This is a genomic window from Paraglaciecola sp. (genome assembly GCF_039943935.1).
GTDB lineage: Bacteria > Pseudomonadota > Gammaproteobacteria > Enterobacterales > Alteromonadaceae > Paraglaciecola.
The window spans coordinates 194,934-215,915 of the sequence record NZ_JBDUZQ010000010.1 but is presented as its reverse complement, the minus strand read 5'-3'; the positions used below and the strand labels follow the sequence as shown (position 1 = coordinate 215,915).

Genomic DNA, 20,982 nt, shown 5'->3' with positions numbered 1-20,982 from the left:
AGTATTGTACCTTTAACAGTTAGCTATATTGGTACAGGTAGTGTGAGGTGTAAATAGGGTGAATAAGTTGTATGAAAAATAAATGGCGAACCTGTAATTACAGAGTTCGCCATTTTTACGTTATTTAGAATCTCAATTCTGACTCGATTATTTGGTTACCGGAAAACCGCGGTCACGCATCAAAGCCTCAACTTTAGCATCTCTGCCCCTAAACAAACGATAAGCTTCTTCTGGCGCTATTGCGTTTCGAATTGAGAATAAGTATTTAACTAGTTTGTCGCTGACTTCTTTATCGTAAAATCCGCCTGGCGCTTCAGCAAAGGCTTCGGCCGCATCGGAAGTTAATACTTCTGCCCACATATAACCGTAGTAACCAGAAGAATATCCTTCACTAGAAAATACATGGCCGAATTGCGTACTACGGTGACGCATTACCACTTCTTCTGGCATTCCTAATTTATTAAGTTGCTCTTTTTCAAATGCTTGAGGCTCAATGGTTACAGGATCTGTGGTGTGATATAGCAAGTCCATTATGGCTGATGCCATATACTCAGTGGTTTTAAAGCCTTCGTTAAAAGTGGCGGCTTTCTTGATTTTTGCAACCAACTCGGAAGGGATTGGTTTACCTGTTTTGTAATGTACTAAGTAGTTATTGATAACTTCATCGGTGGTTAGCCAACGTTCTAACAACTGAGATTGAAATTCAGTGTAGTCACGCACGCCAGAGTGCGAAGTAGGGTAAGCAACAGTTGCCGACAAAAAATGCAGTGCATGACCAAACTCATGGAAGTAGGTTTCTGCATCATCCCAGGATATCAGTGTTGGTTCACCCTCTGAGCCTTTTACAAAGTTAGAATTATTTGATGACAATACCGTTTTCTTACCATCAAAAATAGTATGACTTCTGTAAGTGGTGGCCCAGGCGCCAGAGCGTTTACCTGGTCTACCAAATGGGTCTAAATACCACAAACCAATATGGTCACCTGTTGTTTTGTCTTTTACTTCCCAAACTTGAACGTCAGGGTGGAATACAGGCACTGAATTTTCAGGCACCGGAGTAAATTCAAAATTAAACAGTCTTCCGGCTACATAAAACATGGCGTCACGTAGTTTGTCTAATTGTAAGTATTGTTTAACTTCATCTGAATCTAAGGCGTATTTGGCTTTACGTACTTTTTCCGCGTAATAGCGATAATCCCAAGGTGCGATCTTGATATTTGCATCTTCTGCATCTGCGATAGCTTGCATGTCAGCGACTTCTTCATCAACTCGGGCAATGGCTGCAGGCCAAACTTTTTGCATTAATGCCATAGCATTCTCTGGGTTCTTAGCCATGCGATCTTCTAAGCGCCACTGTGAGTAATTATCGTAACCAAGCAGAGCAACACGCTCATCTCTAAGGGTAATAATTTTTTTGATCAGTTCATTGTTGTCAAACTCATCGCCATTGTTGCCACGGCTATAATATGTGCGCCATACCTTTTCTCTTAATGCCCGCTCGTCAGAATAGGTTAAAAATGGATCCATAGATGAACGAGAATTAGTAATAGCATATTGACCTTCTTTACCACGGTTTGTGGCGGCACTTGCGGCTGCAGAAATTAATGATTCTGATAATCCTGATAGCTGCTCTTTAGATAAATAAAGAACGTATTTCTCTTCATCGGCTAGCACGTTGTTTGCAAATTGGGTTTGTAACCCTGCCAATTCCTGATTAATAGCGGCATAACGTAATTTAGCTTCTCCTTCTAATGTCGCTCCATTTCTGGCAAAACTATTATAGGTTAGTAACGTAACTCTTTGCTCTTCTGAAGTAAGTGTTTTTAATTCGTCGCTTTCAAATACCGCTTTTACTCGTGTAAATAATGCCTCATTACCAGTAATTTTAGACCGGAATGCTGATAGTGTCGGCACCATTTCTTTTTGTATTTCACGAAACTCCGGGCTGTTCAAATTTGAACTCCAAATCCCCCAATACCTAAATACACGGCTTAACTCAGAGCCTGCTTTTTCTAGGGGAATTATAGTGTTTGCAAAGGTTGCGGGTGCTGGATTATCAACAATGACATCTATCTCAGCTAGGTTCAGCGCCATACCTTCCTCGAGAGCGAGCTTAAGATAAGATAAATCCATTTTATCAAAAGCAGGTACGCCGCCATAAGGGCCCGTGAATTCTGCAAGTAAGGGATTGTCGTTTTTTTTGGGTGCTTCTTTTTCTGTGTTTTTTACATCACACGCACTGAGCGCAATTAATATTGCAGCACATGCTAGTTTAGTTAGAGGTTTATTCATTATTCTCTGCCGTTTTGAAATTTATAATTACACCACTCTCATTATATCAATAATAAAAAGATGACGTTTTGTTAGGCTTTCAGTGTAAGTAAACTCACACCAAACTACTAGTTAATCAAGCTTAGTTAAATGTAATTGAGCGGCTTTAGGTGTGATTATTTGTACTTAACATAGGCAAAATATACTGTAATTAAGTTTAGTTAACTTAAAGTGTTTAAAAGTTAAACATTAATTTGGGAGCTACCATGAAAACAGCATTGTTTTGTATCTTTGTGCTAACACCTAAATTGTGTTTTGCAAATATTGAAATGCTTGAACCTACCATTGAGTGGTTATCAAGTTTTAACTCAGCAAGCATAGAGTTTGGAGTCGATAAGTCAGCTATAGAATTTGTAGGGTGTAACCAAGTTACGTATTCTGCATCGCTTAACCAAGCAATCACTAAAAGTACATCTCTCGAGATGGGCTTAGGCTATGCCAAAGGTCGCCACTCTTGGGGAGTGTTTAATCAAAGAGTATCTGTCAAAGAGCTGTCTATCATTCCAAGATATCAAGTTACTCATGATGTTAGTTTTGGCGCCGGAGTGATATTACAAACCTCTACTGAATTCATAACCGCTGAAGGAGTACAGTTCGATTTTCCTAAAAACTCTGAATGGTTGCTTAATGCAAGAATGGAGGGCATGCTAAGTACTCACTATTGGGAAGTCGCTCTCGCTAGTCAAACATGGGATGGGGAGCAAACCTTTAGTTCAGTATTCGACAAAAAATTCACTAACAACAAGGTAGAGTTGCAATATAAGGGATATTTTTAAGCCTCATATGTAAACTGTTATACCACGCCACCAGATGATGTTTGAGTAGATAAATGACTTACATCGCACAGACTCAATATCGTTTTTTCACTGCTCATATCTACCTTAGTTACACACGTATTTTGATAGTCTGATAAATAGGATAAACCAGGTTTTACATTTAAGTGAGTATTTACAATTTCTCGCAAAACTAAACCATGTGTCATGACTAATATGTCCCCAGAGTGCTCTTCAGAGAACTTGACTACAAAAGCCCAAGCTTTAGCTACGCGATTGACAAATTGCTGCTTGGTTTCACCATTTGGAGGTGCATAACCTTCTGCGAAAAAATCATCTTCAACGTCGTCATACGCCTTGCCGCGAATGTCACCAAAGCTTCGCTCCTGTAGTAGTGATTCGTAGGTAGCTTTTTGGGCTCGTTGCCTTAGTAATGGTTCAATAGTTTGTTTAGTACGTAAGTAATCACTACTTAGTATTGCTTCTAATGGGACGTCCTTATAGGCGGCTGCAAATTCTTGCGCTTGTTGATGTCCAAGAGTCGATAGGGGCGTATCTGGCGTTTGTAAAACTCTATTACGGTTACCGTCAGTTTCACCATGTCGTACAAGATATATAGCCATACTTTAAGCAAATACCACAGTTTTGTTATGGTGAATAATAACCCGATCCTCTAAGTGGTAACGAACACCATTAGCTAAGGCCGTCTTTTCACAATTCTTACCTTTTCGCACCATATCTGCCGCAGTATCACTATGGCTAATACGCATCACTTCTTGTTCAATAATGGGACCTTCATCAAGATCGCTTGTCACATAATGGCAGGTTGCCCCGATGAGTTTTACTCCTCTGTTGTAGGCTTGCTGGTAAGGCTTTGCTCCAGCAAAAGAAGGTAAAAAGCTGTGATGAATATTAATAGCTTTACCCGCCAATTTTTTACACAGGTGGTCTGGTATGATTTGCATAAATCGAGCAAGCACAGTCAAGTCAGCTTGATAAGCTTCAATTAAGCTTTCCACTTCTGTAAACGCTGCTTCTTTGGGTTGATTTTTGAAATCTACCCAGTGAAAAGGGATGTTGTGCCAGTCAGCAAATTGTTTCATTTGCGGGTGATTAGCAATAATACAAGGGATATCACATTGTAACTCTCCGCTATGCCAGCGGTGCAAAATGTCCATTAAGCAATGTGATTCATGGCTGGCTAACAACACAACTTTTTGTTTTTTATCTGAGTCTACAATTTTCCAATTCATGCAGAATTTCTCAGCGATAGGCGCAAACGCTTGTTTGACACTATCTATACTCATATTAATAGAGTCAGCTTTGATCTCATGGCGCATGAAGAATCGACTTGTTTGTTGGTCGGTGTGATGATTTGCTTCAACGATAGTGGCATTTTGCTGCGCTAAAAATTGACTTACTGTTGCCACTAATCCCACTTGATCTGGGCAATCAATGACTAATCTAAATGTTTGTTTCATAGTTCTTAAAACCTCAACTTTCTTTGCTTGCTATTCTCGCCTGCTATCACTAAGAGGGTAAAGAACAAAAACTGCTATATGAGAATAAATTTGGCGTCAGGTCTAAGTTATGTTTGATATCATCTATTCTAGCTGTAGTGTTTGTCCTTATACTTATAATCAAAGAGATGTCGCTTGTTACCTGTAGAACATATTTTCCCTGCCTTACATCAGCAACTAGTAACAGGGGATGCCATTGTAGTAGCGCCTCCTGGTGCAGGTAAGTCCACCTGCTTACCTTTGTCTTTACTTGAGCTTGAGCAATTTAAAGAAAAAAAAATCATCTTGCTACAACCAAGGCGTATTGCTGTAAGAAGTATCGCTGCGTATCTCTCAAACCAGTTGGGCGAAGCGGTTGGGCAAACTGTAGGATACCGCATTCGAGGTGATGTGAAGGTCTCTTCGAGTACTCGCCTTGAAATTGTCACTGAAGGTATTTTAACGCGCTTGTTACAAAGCCAACCAGAGTTGCCAGATATTGGTTTGGTTATATTTGATGAATTTCATGAGCGTAGTGTGCATGCTGATTTTTCGTTGGCTTTGTGTATCGAGGTGCAGCACGCATTAAGAGATGATTTACGACTCTTAGTGATGTCGGCTACCCTTGATGTGGCGGCCTTGAGTAAATTGTTGCCAGAGGCCAAGTTGCTAGAGTCTCAAGGGAAAAGCTATCCTGTAGACCTAGTCTATCGAGCTGATCATAATAAGCTGCCTTTGTTTGAAAAAATAAGCCGCCTAGTAATTGAGGTTACTCCTGAGCATGAGTTTGATTGTTTGGTATTTTTGCCTAGCGTGGCCGATATTAATAAAGCGGCTGCAAAACTAAGGGGGTATTTTGGCGCTGAAATAGAGGTATTAACCTTATACTCTGAGTTACCTAAACAAGAGCAGCAAAAGGCTCTGCAGCCGCACCCCGATAGTAAACGTAAAGTCATACTCGCCACTAATATCGCTGAAACCAGTTTGACTATAGAAGGTATTCAGGTGGTGGTTGATAGCGGTGTTGAGAAAAAAGCTATATTCCAGATTAGTCGTGGCATTACTCACCTACAAGACCAAAACATATCACAAGCATCGGCCACACAAAGGGCCGGTAGGGCAGGCCGCTTAACTGCTGGAACCTGTTATCGATTATGGAGTAGAGAGTTTCACGATAGGTTACCAAAGCAATCTACGCCAGATATTTTGATAACTGATATGAGCCAGTTCATTTTAGAAAGTGCGATTTGGGGGAGTACGATTCAAGAGTTAAGTCTTATCGATCAACCAAGTGGCGCTCAAATAAAACAGGGTAACGACTTATTGCAGCAGTTAGGGGCGCTCGATACAAAGTTCCGAGTGACGGGATTAGGTCGAGATATTCATAAATTAGGTTGTCATGCTGGAGTGGGTAACATGTTACTCAAGAGTTCAGAAATAAGCGTTTCTCACCATAGCTTAGCTTGCGTTCTAGCTGCACTTTTAGAGAGTAAAGATCCGCTCAGAGGTGAGACCAGCACTCAAGTTAGTCAGCGTATTGAATTTATACAAAGCAACCGCACACATGCAATATGGCAAACTATTAATTATTGGCATAAACGGCTAGCTTGCCTAGTTGATAGCACTTGGCCCATTCATGATATTGGTTTATTGCTTAGTTTTGCCTTCCCTCAATGGATTGGTTTTCAAACCAGTGATAACCGTTACTTGCTGGCTAATGGCGCAGGTGTGCAATTAAGAGATGATGACTTATTAACCAGCCATAAATGGATAATACTGGGCAGTATGTTTAGTACTGATAAAACGTTCGGCGATGCTAATGTTGCTCTGGCGGAAGGTATTTCATTTGAGAAAATCAAAAAACACCATGACAAGCTTATAAACTGGAGTGCCAATGTTACCTGGAACGAAGAGCGAGGGAGTATAGTGGCTGAAAAAGTTCAAACTTTAGGAGCCATTACCATTGCTAAACAAGCATTGCCAAAGCCTTCTCCGTCTGAGGTTTCAGCCATTTGGGAGGAGGTTATTCAATCAAAAGGGATAATGAATCTCCCCTTTGACGACAATACTTTGCAATTAATAGAGAGGGTAAAGCTCGCTAAAAAGGTGGCACCAAATGTTAATTGGCCAGATTTTACTGATAAAGGATTAAGTCTGACCCTTCAGTCCTGGTTATTACCTTATATTTCAGATGTCTTTACATGGCATCACCTTTGTAAAATTAACTTTAGTGAAATGTTATCATCTGTGATGACATGGAAAACGTTAAATGCTCTTAAACAACTCATGCCAGAAAAATACAAAGTACCAAGTGGAAGTCATATCCCACTCAATTACCTGGATAATGGCCAAGTGAGAATGTCGGTGCGTATGCAAGAAGTGTATGGTTTAGTAGACACCCCTCGTATTGGAGAGGGAAAGATTTTGTTGCATCTTGAACTCCTATCGCCCGCAGGTCGCCCATTACAAACAACACAAGACTTGGCAGGGTTTTGGCAAGGAAGCTACAGGGAGGTACAAAAGGAAATGAAAGGTAGGTACCAAAAACACTTTTGGCCCGATGACCCAGGTAACGCACAGGCGACTACCCGAACAAAAAAGAAAATGAATAATTCAAATTAAATACGTTTTATCTCATTCGAAGCTTAAAGGGCCTCGATACCGGATTCTATGTATAACGTAAGAGGCCGAGTTCAATGCATATTTTTATGAAGTGTTACCATAGTATCAATCACTATTTTTATCATTTATTTTTTCTATTCGTCACTAGTTTACTGGTAAGCCTTAGTACAAATGCCTCAGTATTTGATGACGACAGTATTTCTATTAGTGATATGCAAGTGATTGAGTTTGGCGACTCTATTGTTCGGGAGGGAGAGCAGTTAGCATTGTCGATTAATGTATATGGACAGAATTACACTTTTTTATTGTCTGAAAATATATCCTTAAACCGTCAGTCTATTTATCGTAAAAACGCCACTGAGGTGGTGCCATACTCGGGCAGTATTGACGGTATAAATGGTTCATGGGTGAGATTAACTAAAGTCGCTGGTAACTATATAGGTGCATTTTATGATGGTAATGAACTGTTTTTAATTGATGATGCTGTTAAAGCAAGTGAAATGACAAGCAGTGCAACCTCTTCTAGCCAAGGTTCGGTTGCTTTTGCGGCTTCATCTGTGAGTAACATTGGTCACTGTGACATGGATTTAAGTAAAAATAATGGTGCATTTGATTACTCAGAAATCATGAGTCCAGTTAATAAAGTTGAACTGGCGAATACCACCTTACCCAGCAGAGAAATAGAAATAACTATAGTTGCTGATACAGAGTATGTTGCAAGTAGTGGATCAGATGTTGAAGGTAGTATCATTGCTCAAATGAATGTGGTTGATGGAATTTTTAGTGACCAGTTAGGGTTAAGTATGGTTGTCACTGATATTGTTATGCTGTCGTCTAATGGAACGCTTACCTCCAATAATGCTAGTACTTTAATTGGGAACTTTAGATCATATGTGGCGAATGAACTTGGTAATAAAGGCCTTACACATTTGTTTACCGGCAAAGAGTTAGAAGGCAGTACTGTCGGTATTGCTTATGTAGGCGGGGTATGCGGTAGCTTTGGTGTTGGGGTTACCCAAGCAGGAAACATGAGCAGTATTGCTTCTTTGATAGCAGCCCATGAGTTTGGGCATAATTTTAGTGCCCCTCATGATAACGAAAATGGTTCTGCTTGCGCAGCTGCACCGGGCACTTATTTAATGAATCCCACTATTAACGGTAACGACCAATTCTCAGATTGCAGTTTAAGTATCATTCAACCTATTGTGGATGGTGCAAGCTGCATTGTAGATGTCACTCCTGTAACCAATACTCCTCCAGCTATTACCTCTAGAGCGAGCACTGCTGCTACAACCAATATTGCTTATGATTATGATAGCGATGGCCAAGTAGAGTCTGCTGGTAGTGAGACTATTACTTATCAATTAGATTTCGGGCCAGTAGGCATGACTGTGGACATTAATGGTTTAGTGACTTGGACGCCTATTAGTGATCAAGAAGGGATACATTCAGTACAAATTACCGCAAGCAATCCATATGGTACTGATTCACAAAGTTTTGATATTGAAGTCGTTGCTCCAGCGGATGCTTCGGTAATCAATTTCAATGAATTTTCTTTGACTGCTTATGGAGGAAATCAAGACGTAACCGGAACGGTGTCTGTAACAGAGGGCGGTGCCACTTTGTTTATGCAAGGCAATAAATGGCAAAAAATTGATATGCCTTACATTGTAACGCAAGATACAATTTTAGAATTTGATTTTAAAAGCTCCGCAGAAGGTGAGATACATGGTATTGGGTTTGATAATAATATTAGTTTAAATGAAAACAAAATTTTCAGGGTGTACGGTAGCCAAGATTACGGTAATGATGAATATCAATACAGTGGTAGTGGGGATATTGAGCACTTTGTGATACCTGTTGGCGGCTATTATACTGGCTCAATGACTAACCTCTTTTTTGCTATGGACCATGACATAGGTAGTCCAACTGGCAACAGTTATTTTAGTCACATTCAAGTATATGAAGCTGGGGAAACCCCCGTTATTGTCGCGCCTAGTATTACCTCAAGTCCAAATCTTAGCGCAACTATCAATACCCCTTACGCATATGACGATGACAACAGGTTGAGTGCCGATGGTACCGCGATTATTTCTTACGAACTGTTAAATGGGCCTATCGGTATGTCTATCAGCCAAGAAGGCTTGATAGTATGGACACCAGATGAAACCCAAGGGGGCGAGCAGGTTATAGAAATTAGAGCATCTAACGCTGCTGGTATGGATACTCAAAGCTTTGTGGTGACGGTACTAGTTGCCACTGATGAATCAGTTCTTAACTTCAATGATTATTCAATTTTAAGTTATGGAGGCAGCCAAGATGTAAAAGGTACTGCTTCTGTAGAAGATGCTGGAGCAACACTTAAGCTTGAAGGTAATACTTGGAAGCGAATCGACCTAGATATACTTTTAACTTCAGATACTGTGTTGGCCTTTGATTTTAAAAGTACCTCTAAAGGAGAGTTACATGGCTTTGGCTTTGATAGTAATTTAAAGCTTACAGAAAATAGAGTATTTACGTTATTTGGCACGCAAGATTATGGTTATACAAATTACCTTTATACTGGTGACGGTGAATTTCAGCATTTCGAAATTCCTGTAGGAGCTTTTTATAAGGGCAGTTTTAGTCACCTTTTCTTTATGATGGATCACGATGTAAACAACCCTAACGGCAATAGTTACTTTAAAAATGTGCAATTGATCGATTAGCGGCTCTATGATTCTGAGCCTGTTACTAGCGTTGAAGGTTTGTAACAGGCTTTTTTATTCGTCATTTACAGGGTGAATTAAAGCAGCAATTTTTTATTAATTTGGATAAGCTAGCCTCCAATATTTGTTTTCACTAATACAAGACCTTTTTCGTAGCAAATGACTAAAACCTCACGAGCAAAGCCTAGAAAAACGAGTAAACCTAAAAAAACAGCCGTTTCTATATGGCGAAAACTTAACCCATTTATATGGTTCTTCCGCCACTGGGGTAAATTGGTACTAATATTTGTGCTCGTAATCGGTACATATGGAGTGTATTTAGACGCGCAAATTAGGCACACTTTTGCGGGTAATAAATGGCAGGTCCCCGCGCAAATATATGCTCGCCCCATGCACCTAGCATTGAAGCAAGAAATTAGCATTAAAGAAATTGAAGAAGAATTAATATTACTTGGCTATCGCAGGGTAACAAGGGCAGATAGCTCTGGTGAGTATCAGGTTTTAGGGCAAAAAATTCGAATTCAAAGGCGTATGTTTGAGTTCCCTCACGGGCCCGAGTCTATACGTAATATAGAAGTTACACTCAGTAACGAGCGCATTAGCAAAATTCAAAACTTAGATAGTCGTTCTGCCATTAGCGACTTTTATCTCGAGCCTTGGTTAGTTACTCGTTTAGTTAGTAGTGGTCGTGAAGACCGAATGTTAGTGCAAATTGATAATGTCCCTCCTATTCTCATGCAGGCGCTGGTGGCTGTTGAAGATAAGGATTTCTACAAGCATTTTGGTGTGGCTCCCTTGTCAATAATGCGGGCTTTGCTGGCTAATATTTCCGCAGGTCGCACAGTACAAGGAGGTAGTACCCTAACTCAACAACTGGTTAAAAATTTGTTTTTAACCCGCGAGCAAACTATTACCCGAAAGGTTAAAGAAGCCCTTATGGCGGTAATTATCGATGCTCGTTATAGCAAAGACGTGATCCTTGAAGCGTATTTAAATGAGGTGTTTTTGGGGCAAAATGGTGATACGGGCGTGTATGGGTTTGGACTAGCAAGTTACTTTTACTTCGACCGGCCATTAAACGAATTAAGTGTTGATGAAGTGGCAATTTTAGTGGGGATGATAAAAGGCCCGTCTTATTACAACCCCCGTAAAAACCCTGAGAGAGTTGCAGAAAGACGAAATGTTGTATTAAGACTGATGTTAGACGACAACCTCTTGTCTCCAAATGAATATCGATCTGCGGTAAATCTACCCATTACACTGGCATCAGGTGCAAGCCAAAAGAAAGACAAACATCCCGCATTTATGGACCAAGTACGCAGAGAGTTAAGGGATGTGTTGGATAATCCTGATATTCGCCAATCTGGTTTGAAAGTTTTCACAACGTTGGACTCAAATGCCCAAGTTAAAGCAGAGTTGGCGGTTGCTGAAGGGGTTGCCAAACAAGAAAAACGCATAGGTATAAATAATTTTGAAGCCGCTATGGTGGTATCAGATATCGATACAGGTGAAATACGCTCAATTGTTGGGGGGCGCAACACGGATTATGCGGGTTTTAACCGTGCCTTAGATGCCAAGCGCGCTATCGGTTCTTTGATTAAACCGGTCATTTATTTGACTGCTTTGGAGCTGCCTGAAACTTATAACTTAGCAACACATATAGCAGACGAGCCTATAAAGTTAAAAAGTACTCTTGGTAAAGTGTGGGAGCCACAGAATTATGATAAAAAGTTTCGAGGACAGGTTCCCTTGGTGGCAGCGCTTAGTGGCTCCTTAAACGTACCAACAGTGATTTTGGGGATGGAATTAGGCTTGGGTACTATCGCCGATACTATATGGCGATTAGGCGTAGAAGAAGAATTAGAACTCTATCCTGCTTTAACATTAGGGGCTGTTAATTTTTCACCTATACAAGTCAACCAAATGTACCAGACAATGGCTAATAATGGACAATATATACCACTGCACTCTATTACTTCTATAATGTCTCCCAACAACGATTTACTTTGGAATTTCGAAATAACACCCGAACAGAGAGTTGATGAAAAAGCGACCTACTTATTAAACTATGCCTTACATAAAGTGACCCTTGAGGGCACCGCTAAGTCGATTCGAGCCAACTTCCCTAATGTTAATATGGCAGGAAAAACCGGCACAACAGATGATTATCGAGATAGCTGGTTTAGTGGGTTCGATAAAAATATGTTGGTCACCAGTTGGATTGGTAAAGATAACAACGAACCGGTTAATCTAAGTGGTTCAAGTGGCGCTATGCAATTGTTTATTGCTTATCAAAAACAACAGGAACCGAAGTCCTTAGTGAGGCGCTTTCCTAAGGGCTTAGGTATTGCACACTTTGATAAAGAAACGGGAAACTTAAGTCGAGCAGGGTGTACAGATACCTTTAGCGTGCCAGCCATTACAGAGGCATTACCAGCTATCCCTAAAAAGTGTACAGGTGAATCAAGAGTGCCCGACAAGCCTAAAACCCTTTGGGAAAAACTCTTCGGAAAATAACTGACAATTAAGTTGGGCTTGAGTTCGGTTATGTAGCATCAAGTAGGGGACAACAACTAATAACTGTGAGCCACCACTTAAGTTATTTGTCTTGTACAACGATAGATTTAGTCAAAGCAGATTGACTGTTTTGAGTGCCAGATTGCCTAAAATCTTGAGTTTTGTTGAGGCGTTTTTGAATGTAGTTATTTATTGGTGGCGGTTTTGAACACTCTATATTGCCTCCAAGAAATCCGAGTAACACAGCTGTGGTCTTTTTGGTCGTTCCACCACAATCAGCTCTGACTTTTAGGCTTTCTTGGAGTTTTTCATCTTCTGTCATAAATGGATCTTTCTCTTCGGTATTAATGAAGGGAGAGTTTTTAGATTCTTGATAATTTCGTGAGGCTTGCTCTGCCATTCGCTGATGTTGTTGCTGCTGAAAACTTCCTAGGTGCCTTCTCGCCATGCTAGTAACAGGTTTACTAATTGTGGCTTTAGTTGAATCATTTTTTACTGGGGCAGTCTCCGCTGTTGGCACATTAGTCGTTTCGCTTTTTTCAGGCTTAGTTGCAGGCTCGACTTCTGCTTGAGGTGTTTCAATAACCGGTTCAGACTCGGGAGCTGCGGGCGGAGGCACTTTTGCCTCTACAATTTTTTCAACATCTCTGGAGTTAACTTTTAGTTGAGAGTCTGCGTTAACTGACGGTTTTTCTGCTGATATAGGTAGTGGCTCATCAACAGTGGGCTCTTCAACTTTAGCGATTGGTGCTATATCAAATATTACCCTAGCCTTGATAGGCTGTAATTCGTTTACTGCGGGTAGTGGGTTAGAAGAAAACGTCGTTGACCGTGCGATAATAATAATTAAGAGCGCATGGGCTAGTATAGAAAAGATTAAAAAGCGGTTTTTCTTCAACACGACAGGTGTTTAACTTCCTTGAAGTAAAAATGGAGCCATAGCCTATAGTAGAGTCTCGTAACAGTGGTTAAGTTCAATTACTTTAGTAAGATTTCCTAGCAACAATTTGCTACTAGGAAAAATTGAGTTTGTTGATGACTAGATAAAAGTAATGCGAGCAAATTTACGTTTACCTACCTGCAATATAACTTCATCAGCAGCGATAAACCTGTGCTTGGGGTCTGTCACTTTTTCACTATCCATTTTTACTGCGCCTTGTTTAATCATACGCATAGCTTCAGAGGTAGAGCTAACTAATTGCGCATCTTTGAGGGTATTAGCAATAGCTAAGCCTTCGGCACCTAGTTCAAATTCAAATTTTGGCATTTCATCCGGAATGGCATTCTTTTGAAAGCGCTGAATAAATTCATTATGGGCAACTGCTGCCGCTTCATCGTTATGAAAACGAGTAATAATCTCTTTTGCCAAGTCAATTTTAACATCTCTTGGATTGGTTCCATCAGCGACTTGTTGTTTAAGAGCATCAATTTCTGGTTTAGGTCTAAAGCTCAGTAAATCGTAGTAGCGCCACATTAATACGTCTGAAATTGACATGATTTTTCCAAACATCTCGCCAGGTGCATCGGTAATGCCAATATAATTCCCTAAGGACTTAGACATTTTCTGCACACCATCTAACCCTTCTAAAAGAGGCATCATCAATACAGTTTGTGGTCTTTGGCCTTCCGATTTTTGTAATTCGCGTCCCATCAATAGGTTAAACCTCTGATCGGTACCGCCTAACTCAACATCTGATTGTAAAGCGACAGAATCCCAACCTTGCACTAATGGGTATAAAAACTCATGTATGGCAATAGGTTGGCCGCCAGCATAACGCTTTTTAAAGTCATCTCGCTCAAGCATTCGAGCAACTGTTTGGTTGGCTGCAAGTTTAATCATGCCTGCTGCACCTAATTGCTCCATCCACTCTGAGTTAAAGCGTATAGTCGTTTTTGCAGGATCTAGAATTTTGAAAACTTGTTCTTTATAAGTTTCAGCATTCGCCAATACATCTTCTTTAGTAAGTGGTTTGCGGGTAACATTTTTGCCTGTTGGGTCACCTATCATGCCAGTGAAATCACCAATCAAAAATATTATCTCATGGCCTAATTGCTGAAAGGTACGAAGCTTGTTTATTAAAACTGTATGACCTAAATGTAAATCAGGTGCGGTAGGATCAAATCCTGCTTTAATTTTTAACGGCTTGCCTTCTTTTAATTTTGTACTCAGTTCGTCTTCTAATAATATTTCTTCTGCGCCTCGCTTGATTTCAGCCATCGCATTCTGCCAATCTGACATTTTTGTAACCTTGTAAAGTAATCGAGTATTTGTCTAATGCTTGGTATTTTACTAGTCAAGCCATAGCAATGAAAGGGCAATAGGTATTATTGCAAATAACATCTTTGTATTAGAGATATTCTACAATCGAGTAAAATCGAGACTAACGCTGGAAAATTCGACGTAATCCAGATATTCTGTTATCAAGCTTAATTTGAATTTTTTTCTCTGTGATCGCTAAGTCCTTTAAAAATATACCAAAACCCCATAAATGGATGATTTCTTCTGTTGCTGCCTTTTTGTGTCTTTTGTTTCTATTTCCATCCGATCCTGTCAGCGCATATAAAAATACAGCATCCACTTTAGAGATAGGTAAGCGTTACGATCTTGCTGTTAATTTTGATAGTTTGCCTATTAATGAATTCTCAGGACTTGATGAGTTACATGAAGTTCGTTCGTTTACGGTGAAAAAAGGTGACAATCTTGCCATTATATTTAAGAGAGCAGGGTTTACTCCTCAAGACACTTACCATGTCAGTAAAGCCGGAGATGATGCAAAAAAACTGTTAAAAATGAAGCCTGGACAAACACTAGATTTAGAAATTGATAAATCAGGTAAGCTTGTCTCATTAAAATACCCGTATTCAACGACTGACACTTTAATTATAGAACATGATGTAAATAATGATTTTGTGAGTAAAGTGCAAAGTAAAAAAGTAGACACAAGATTAAATTATGCTCAAGGTGAGATCGTTAGTAGTTTCTGGAATGCAGGCCGTGAAGCGAGTTTAAGTGATAATCAAATTATGAGCTTGGCTGGTATTTTTGGCTGGGACATAGATTTTGCTTTAGGTATCAGAGCGGGTGACCAGTTTTATGTGACTTTTGAAGAGCATTACATAGATGGTGAGTTTATTGAGAATGGCAATATCGTTGCAGCTCAATTTGTTAATCAAGGCGAATCCTATACTGCAGTGAGATATACCGATGGAAATTATTACACAGCGGAAGGGCGCAGTATGCGCAAGAGCTTTTTACGGGCACCGGTAAACTTTAGGTATATTAGCTCTAATTTTAACCCCAAACGTTTTCATCCTATCCAAAAACGTGTAAGACCTCATAATGGTACCGACTATAGAGCAAGTACTGGCACTCCTGTTGTTGCTTCAGGTGATGGAAAGGTCACGCATTCAGCCTATAATAAGTACAATGGAAATTATGTTTTTATTCAACATCCAAATGGAATCGTCACCAAGTATTTGCACTTCTCAAAGCGAAAGGTGAAAAAAGGGCAGAGAGTAAAACAAGGACAAGTTATTGGTCTAGTTGGCTCAACTGGCATGTCACAAGCTCCGCATTTACATTATGAATTTTTGGTTGCTGGGGTACATAGAAACCCTCGTACAGTTAGCTTGCCCAAAGCTGAGCCTATTGCAGCAAAAGAAAAGTCTAAGTTTATGACATTAGCTAATCAAGTTATGACTCAGTTAGACAATAACAAGCGTATTATGCTGTCTATGAACTATTAAATAGGGTTTTTGGAGAGTAAGTTATTGTTTAGCGAGATGATGGCTTTTTGGTATTAAGACTGACAGTTATAATTCAAAGTATTCAGTAAAGCATTTATAAAGTTGAGTTCCGCTCAATACTGAAGCCGAAGGAAAGTGTAAAATAGGAATCAAATCGCAAGGGGCCAAAATATTATGGGTTGCTTGGTCGTTGTCTAAATTATCTACGTTTAAAATCTTAGCCAATACTTGGCCTTTTGTTATCTCTTCTCCCGGCTGAGCCACATACTCCACTATTCCCCCTTCTTGTGTATAGAGTATTTTGTAGTCTTTTAAATATACGGCTTTGCGAATAATAGCCTCAGGGGTGCTGGTATCAGCAGGTAGGCACTTTTTAGCGGTTAAGAAAGCCATAATACTTTTGGCGTCATATTCGCCTTCTGTAAAATTCACCACCTCTTGGCTTCCCATCTCTAGGGTAAACGCTTCGACTTTAAAATTTATCGCTTGTTGACGTTTGGCACTGACTAAATCTGATAATAACCACCAAGGGCAAAAAGTGGCTTCATCTAATGCTCCTGAGAACACTTGAGGGATTAAAATGACGTGTGGGATATTAAATAGTCTTGCAGACTCCTTGGCATATTCAGGCACGTAAATATGTCGAGTGGCTACGGGGCCATTATGTAAATCTAATACAAAATCGGCGTCAAAGGCGAGTTGTTGAAGCTTGAGGTTAAGTCGTTGCGCTAAACCAATGCCCCATGTTTCATTAAGTCTCTTTTGTAATTGTTCTTTTATTTGGGAACGAAATCTTTCTTTAATAGACGGGATTGATTCATTGTCATTAATAGTGGCCGCAAACTCCTGTATCAATGCTTTATCGTAGAAGTACCCTCTATTCCAATTGGTGCCATTTACCGGGTCAAAACGGCCTAAGGTATACTCTCCCGCCTTAATATTGGTCCCAACTGGATTGCAATTTGGGACTAATATTATTTCGCCATTTAATGGTATATGTTTGAGGAATTGAATAAGTTGATAAATTACCACATTACCTTGAACTTCCGCGCCATGTATTGAGCTTTGAATGTAAACTTTTGGGCCTGGCTGTACGCCGATAAAGCGGTACAAAGGGACATTCATATTACGGCCAGAAGCATTCTGAGCAACAACAATATGTTCTTTTATCAATTTATTCATGGGTGATAGCTGCTTTGTAGTACTTAAACAAATAGATGGTAAGTAAAAGCTAAGGTTTTGACGCAGGGAAGTGAGGAGAAATTGAGCTACGCACACCATTTCCCCATAGAATAGCTTCGTTAAAAAGGCTATGTAATAGCTTTTGGTCTATTTCGAGAATTTTTGAAATACGAATGACTTTTAACCAGTTTCCACTTTCGAATGCTTTAACTAACAACAAATAAAGGGATAGATCATTTTGATTGCCACATAGAGCTTCTTTAACCTCATCTACTAGAGGCAATTTATTGACCAATGATTTCATATCTTGGTCTAGCAGTGCATCTATGAGTGAAAATAAGCCTACTAAGAATGCTGTTGGAGGGTTACTACCAATATTTTTTTCAATTCCCACTAAATCACAAAATTTAGCGCGAACTAATGATAAATGAATAAGCTCAGTAGGTTTGTCGTCGGATAGATTGGTTAAGGCTAATAGAGCGATGAATTTCTTGATTTCTACTTCACCCATATAATTTAAAGCATGGCGTAACGAAGTGATTTTATAACGCTTATTTATCATAGGGTTATTGATAAATCTAAGTAGCATATAGGACAAACCTACATCGTGCTCTACTACACTATTAATACTTTCAATGTCGAATGACTCGCTAGAACTTGCCCCCATTAATTCGACTAAAGTTAGTTTCGAAGTGGGGAGATGCCCTTGTGATACTGACTCGGGACGTGCGAAAAAGTAGCCTTGAAAATAATCAAACCCAATATCTTTATAAATATTAAAGCTATCTTGGGTTTCCACATTGTCAGCAATGAGTTGTACGTTTTTATCTCTTAATTGAGCTACATTACTAGATAATTTATCGTAATCACCTTGATGAGTGTTTACCTTAACCATATCTACAAGATTTAAGTGTGCATGTGACTTATCGCCTAATTGATATCCATATAAAGCAATTTTATAGCCTAAATTCTTTACGTGTTTACATAGGCTCTGCAAACTATCCGTGTCATGGCTATTTGCAGCTAATTCTACTACCACGTTTTCTGGGGTTAGTGATGATGGCAAGCCATTTAAGAGTGTTTCGGACTGGAAATTTATAAAGGATTTTTTATTGCATGAAATGTCATCTAAATCGAGAGTTTGGTATCTTTTTGCAATAAGTTCATTAGTTGATTCATCTCTTTCTAAATGGGGGTAATAATTATTTTTACCGTCCCTAAACAAAAGCTCATAGGCGAAAACACTTTTTTCTTTATCAAGTATTGGTTGTCGAGCTACAAAGGCAAACATGTCGTTCCTATTTGTTTTTATTTTTTATATGAAGCATAGTTGATACTTCAGTAGTAAAAGATTGATCATGATCATTTTACAAGTAAAAAAATAATTAATACAGTAGCCATTGGTCTTAACGAGAGTATATTTGATCTCAATTATGCTGTGTTTCGTAGGCTACATTATTAGACTTACCAAGTTAATTTTAGACGTTTTTATTCTTTAATGGGCAGAATTATTGCATTGGCAGCTGATTAGTTACTTTATTGTTTCTACTACATTGGAATTTTTTACGAATTTAACGGTCTATTTACGCGAGCCCCGAAATTAATGATGTAAATGACTATGATTTGAGTCGCAGGGGGCATTTATTTTTGATAAAATCGCGAGCTATTGTGCAATTGGAGGTCACTATATGAGTACAGATTTACGGGCACTGACATTAACTGTCCCTCAAACAGGTAGTATTGAAACTTACGTTCAGGCGGTAAGTGGCATTAATATGCTATCGGCTGAGGATGAACGTAGTCTTGCAGAGCGTTTACAAGAAGATGGCGATTTACAAGCGGCAAGAAAGCTAATTATGTCCCATTTGCGTTTTGTTGTGCATATAGCTAAATCTTATTCCGGATACGGGTTACCTCAGGCTGACTTAATTCAAGAAGGTAACATTGGCTTGATGAAAGCGGTAAAACGCTTTGATCCGACTGTTGGTGTTAGGTTGGTATCTTTTGCTGTGCATTGGATTAAGGCTGAAATTCATGAATTTGTATTACGCAACTGGCGTATAGTTAAAGTTGCCACTACAAAAGCACAGCGAAAACTTTTCTTTAACCTGCGTAAAAATAAAAAACGGTTAGGCTGGTTTACTCATGCTGAAGTACAAAAGGTGGCTGAAGAGTTAGGTGTGAGCACTAAAGAAGTGTTGCAAATGGAAGCGCGTATGAGCAGCCAAGATCAAGCTTTTGATTTATCTGCTGATGACGATGAAAGTGGTAGTTTTGCTCCAGTTCAATTTTTAGAAGATAAGTCTGCTGACGTAGAAACTGACGTCATTAACGCTGACTGGGATTCTAATGCATCAGGTAGATTGTATGCCGCGATTAAAACTCTAGATGACCGTAGTCAACATATTATTCAAACTCGTTGGTTATCTGATGATAAAACTACACTGCAAGATTTAGCGGATAAATACCAAGTATCAGCAGAGCGTGTTCGTCAAATTGAAAAGAACGCAATGAAAAAATTACAAAATGCTATGGCAGCGTAAGCAAAGTTTTTAATAATATTAAAAAGCCCTAAGCGATTAGGGCTTTTTTTTGCTTATATTTCTAACTTATTCTGAAGTGATAGATTTAGTCAATACAGGTAAAATCCAAAAGTCTCCGGTAAACTCTGCTACCGCATTGTCTCCGTCTAAAATTGCTACGCTTAATTGTATATGGCATTTTTTCTTTTTAAGTAAAATGTCAAACTTTCCAGATAAGGACTCTATATTGCAAATGGCTCTAGGTTGCATAGTGATGGGTTTATGATAGTGAATATTGCCATCTCCTAAAACAATTTCACCTTCTAATCCTTTCTCTTTTAGCTGCAAAAAAATCATCCCCCAACCTGTTAAGGTAGCTAAAGAAAAAATACTTCCCGCAAACATGGTGCCGTGTAGGTTTATATTCTTATTTAGCGATGCTCGACTTTCTAATGTACGACCAGTGTATTGGTGCAGCTTGATCCCCATTTGTTCGCTAATAGGAATAGTGTCGTGCCAAGTTTCTTGAAGCAATTTACACCACTTGGGGTGTAAGGTGAGTATATTGGGGTCAACCAGACGCTTGACCATTTGTTGTCTCTGCTGCTCTCCTAGCTCTTTTGAGGGCTCACTTTCAATCTCAAATCCCATACTTTGAAAAAAAGGAATAGAAAGCGCCGTGCTATTTGTAACTATACGAACTGCACCTTCAACTCTTGCTACAGACTCTAAAGAGGAAACGAGCATACTTGCTAGACCTTTACCTTGGTAGGCTTTTTCAACAGCCACATGCCTTACCTGTGCTTCCTCTGCTGTATTCATATGCACACGGCCAATAGCAATAACCTCTCTTTGACTATTGCGAATTAACCTATGTTCACTGACTTGTTCGTATTCGTCTTTTTCAGAGCCTTTTGGGAAGTTCCAAGGAGCACGCAACATTTTCCAACGAAAGGTAAAATACTCTTCGTAGTCCTGTTCGCTAGTTAGTTCTTCAATTTTATACATTTAAGGTGTCCGAGGTTGAGTACCTAAATTTAAGTACTTCATACTAAATGTCAGTAAAGAAGCATCCTTTAAG

14 protein-coding genes are annotated in these 20,982 nt (G+C 39.4%); 6 read left to right on the top strand and 8 right to left on the bottom strand.

Annotated features, from left to right (window positions below; translation table 11 throughout):
- Positions 1-147 precede the first annotated feature (147 nt).
- Positions 148-2,292, bottom strand: coding sequence for a M3 family metallopeptidase (locus ABJD71_RS06765; protein WP_348166466.1), 2,145 nt, complete (start codon positions 2,290-2,292; stop codon positions 148-150).
- A gap of 245 nt (positions 2,293-2,537) precedes the next feature.
- Between ABJD71_RS06765 and ABJD71_RS06760 the strand changes: the two genes are divergently transcribed.
- Entirely contained in the window at positions 2,538-3,107 is a 570-nt protein-coding gene (locus tag ABJD71_RS06760; protein WP_348166464.1) for a hypothetical protein, read from the top strand.
- A gap of 17 nt (positions 3,108-3,124) precedes the next feature.
- On the opposite strand, the gene ABJD71_RS06755 is transcribed toward ABJD71_RS06760, so the two are convergent.
- Together ABJD71_RS06755 and purU are read right to left on the bottom strand one after the other, a co-directional pair.
- Positions 3,125-3,727 (bottom strand): histidine phosphatase family protein, encoded by a 603-nt coding sequence (locus ABJD71_RS06755; RefSeq protein WP_348166461.1) that lies wholly within the window; start codon positions 3,725-3,727, stop codon positions 3,125-3,127.
- 3 nt (positions 3,728-3,730) lie between these two features.
- Positions 3,731-4,585, bottom strand: coding sequence for a formyltetrahydrofolate deformylase (purU, locus tag ABJD71_RS06750; protein WP_348166458.1), 855 nt, complete (start codon positions 4,583-4,585; stop codon positions 3,731-3,733).
- A 174-nt stretch (positions 4,586-4,759) separates the two neighbouring features.
- Here purU and hrpB point away from each other — a divergent pair, with 174 nt between their 5' ends.
- The 3 genes from hrpB to mrcB all read left to right on the top strand — a co-directional run bounded on the left by hrpB (position 4,760) and on the right by mrcB (position 12,450).
- Positions 4,760-7,225, top strand: coding sequence for an ATP-dependent helicase HrpB (gene hrpB, locus ABJD71_RS06745; protein WP_348166455.1), 2,466 nt, complete (start codon positions 4,760-4,762; stop codon positions 7,223-7,225).
- 74 nt (positions 7,226-7,299) lie between these two features.
- Positions 7,300-9,933 carry a M12 family metallo-peptidase gene (locus tag ABJD71_RS06740; RefSeq protein WP_348166452.1) on the top strand — a complete coding sequence of 878 codons (2,634 nt, stop codon included), beginning with the start codon at positions 7,300-7,302 and terminating at the stop codon, positions 9,931-9,933.
- A 159-nt stretch (positions 9,934-10,092) separates the two neighbouring features.
- Positions 10,093-12,450, top strand: a complete 2,358-nt coding sequence (gene mrcB / locus ABJD71_RS06735) for a penicillin-binding protein 1B (RefSeq protein ID WP_348166449.1) — start codon at positions 10,093-10,095, stop codon at positions 12,448-12,450.
- 82 nt (positions 12,451-12,532) lie between these two features.
- On the opposite strand, the gene ABJD71_RS06730 is transcribed toward mrcB, so the two are convergent.
- Together ABJD71_RS06730 and tyrS are read right to left on the bottom strand one after the other, a co-directional pair.
- Complete coding sequence (locus tag ABJD71_RS06730; protein ID WP_348166446.1) at positions 12,533-13,351, bottom strand: hypothetical protein; 819 nt, start codon at positions 13,349-13,351, stop codon at positions 12,533-12,535.
- A 138-nt stretch (positions 13,352-13,489) separates the two neighbouring features.
- On the bottom strand, positions 13,490-14,689 hold the full coding sequence (tyrS, locus tag ABJD71_RS06725) for a tyrosine--tRNA ligase (RefSeq protein WP_348166443.1): 1,200 nt from the start codon (positions 14,687-14,689) through the stop codon (positions 13,490-13,492).
- 209 nt (positions 14,690-14,898) lie between these two features.
- Between tyrS and ABJD71_RS06720 the strand changes: the two genes are divergently transcribed.
- Positions 14,899-16,197 carry a peptidoglycan DD-metalloendopeptidase family protein gene (locus ABJD71_RS06720; RefSeq protein WP_348166440.1) on the top strand — a complete coding sequence of 433 codons (1,299 nt, stop codon included), beginning with the start codon at positions 14,899-14,901 and terminating at the stop codon, positions 16,195-16,197.
- A gap of 66 nt (positions 16,198-16,263) precedes the next feature.
- On the opposite strand, the gene ABJD71_RS06715 is transcribed toward ABJD71_RS06720, so the two are convergent.
- Entirely contained in the window at positions 16,264-17,379 is a 1,116-nt protein-coding gene (locus ABJD71_RS06715) for a succinylglutamate desuccinylase/aspartoacylase family protein (protein ID WP_348166437.1), read from the bottom strand.
- Positions 17,380-17,428: 49 nt separating this feature from the next.
- Positions 17,429-18,670, bottom strand: a complete 1,242-nt coding sequence (locus tag ABJD71_RS06710) for an EAL domain-containing protein (RefSeq protein ID WP_348166435.1) — start codon at positions 18,668-18,670, stop codon at positions 17,429-17,431.
- A gap of 397 nt (positions 18,671-19,067) precedes the next feature.
- Between ABJD71_RS06710 and rpoH the strand changes: the two genes are divergently transcribed.
- Positions 19,068-19,922: an RNA polymerase sigma factor RpoH gene (gene rpoH, locus ABJD71_RS06705; RefSeq protein ID WP_348166432.1), complete on the top strand. Its 855-nt coding sequence runs from the start codon at positions 19,068-19,070 to the stop codon at positions 19,920-19,922.
- Positions 19,923-19,988: 66 nt separating this feature from the next.
- Here rpoH and ABJD71_RS06700 read toward each other — a convergent pair whose 3' ends face one another.
- The gene (locus ABJD71_RS06700) at positions 19,989-20,909 is read right to left on the bottom strand and encodes a bifunctional GNAT family N-acetyltransferase/hotdog fold thioesterase (protein WP_348166429.1); all 921 of its coding nucleotides are present in this window, start codon (positions 20,907-20,909) and stop codon (positions 19,989-19,991) included.
- Between the last annotated feature and the right edge of the window lie 73 nt (positions 20,910-20,982).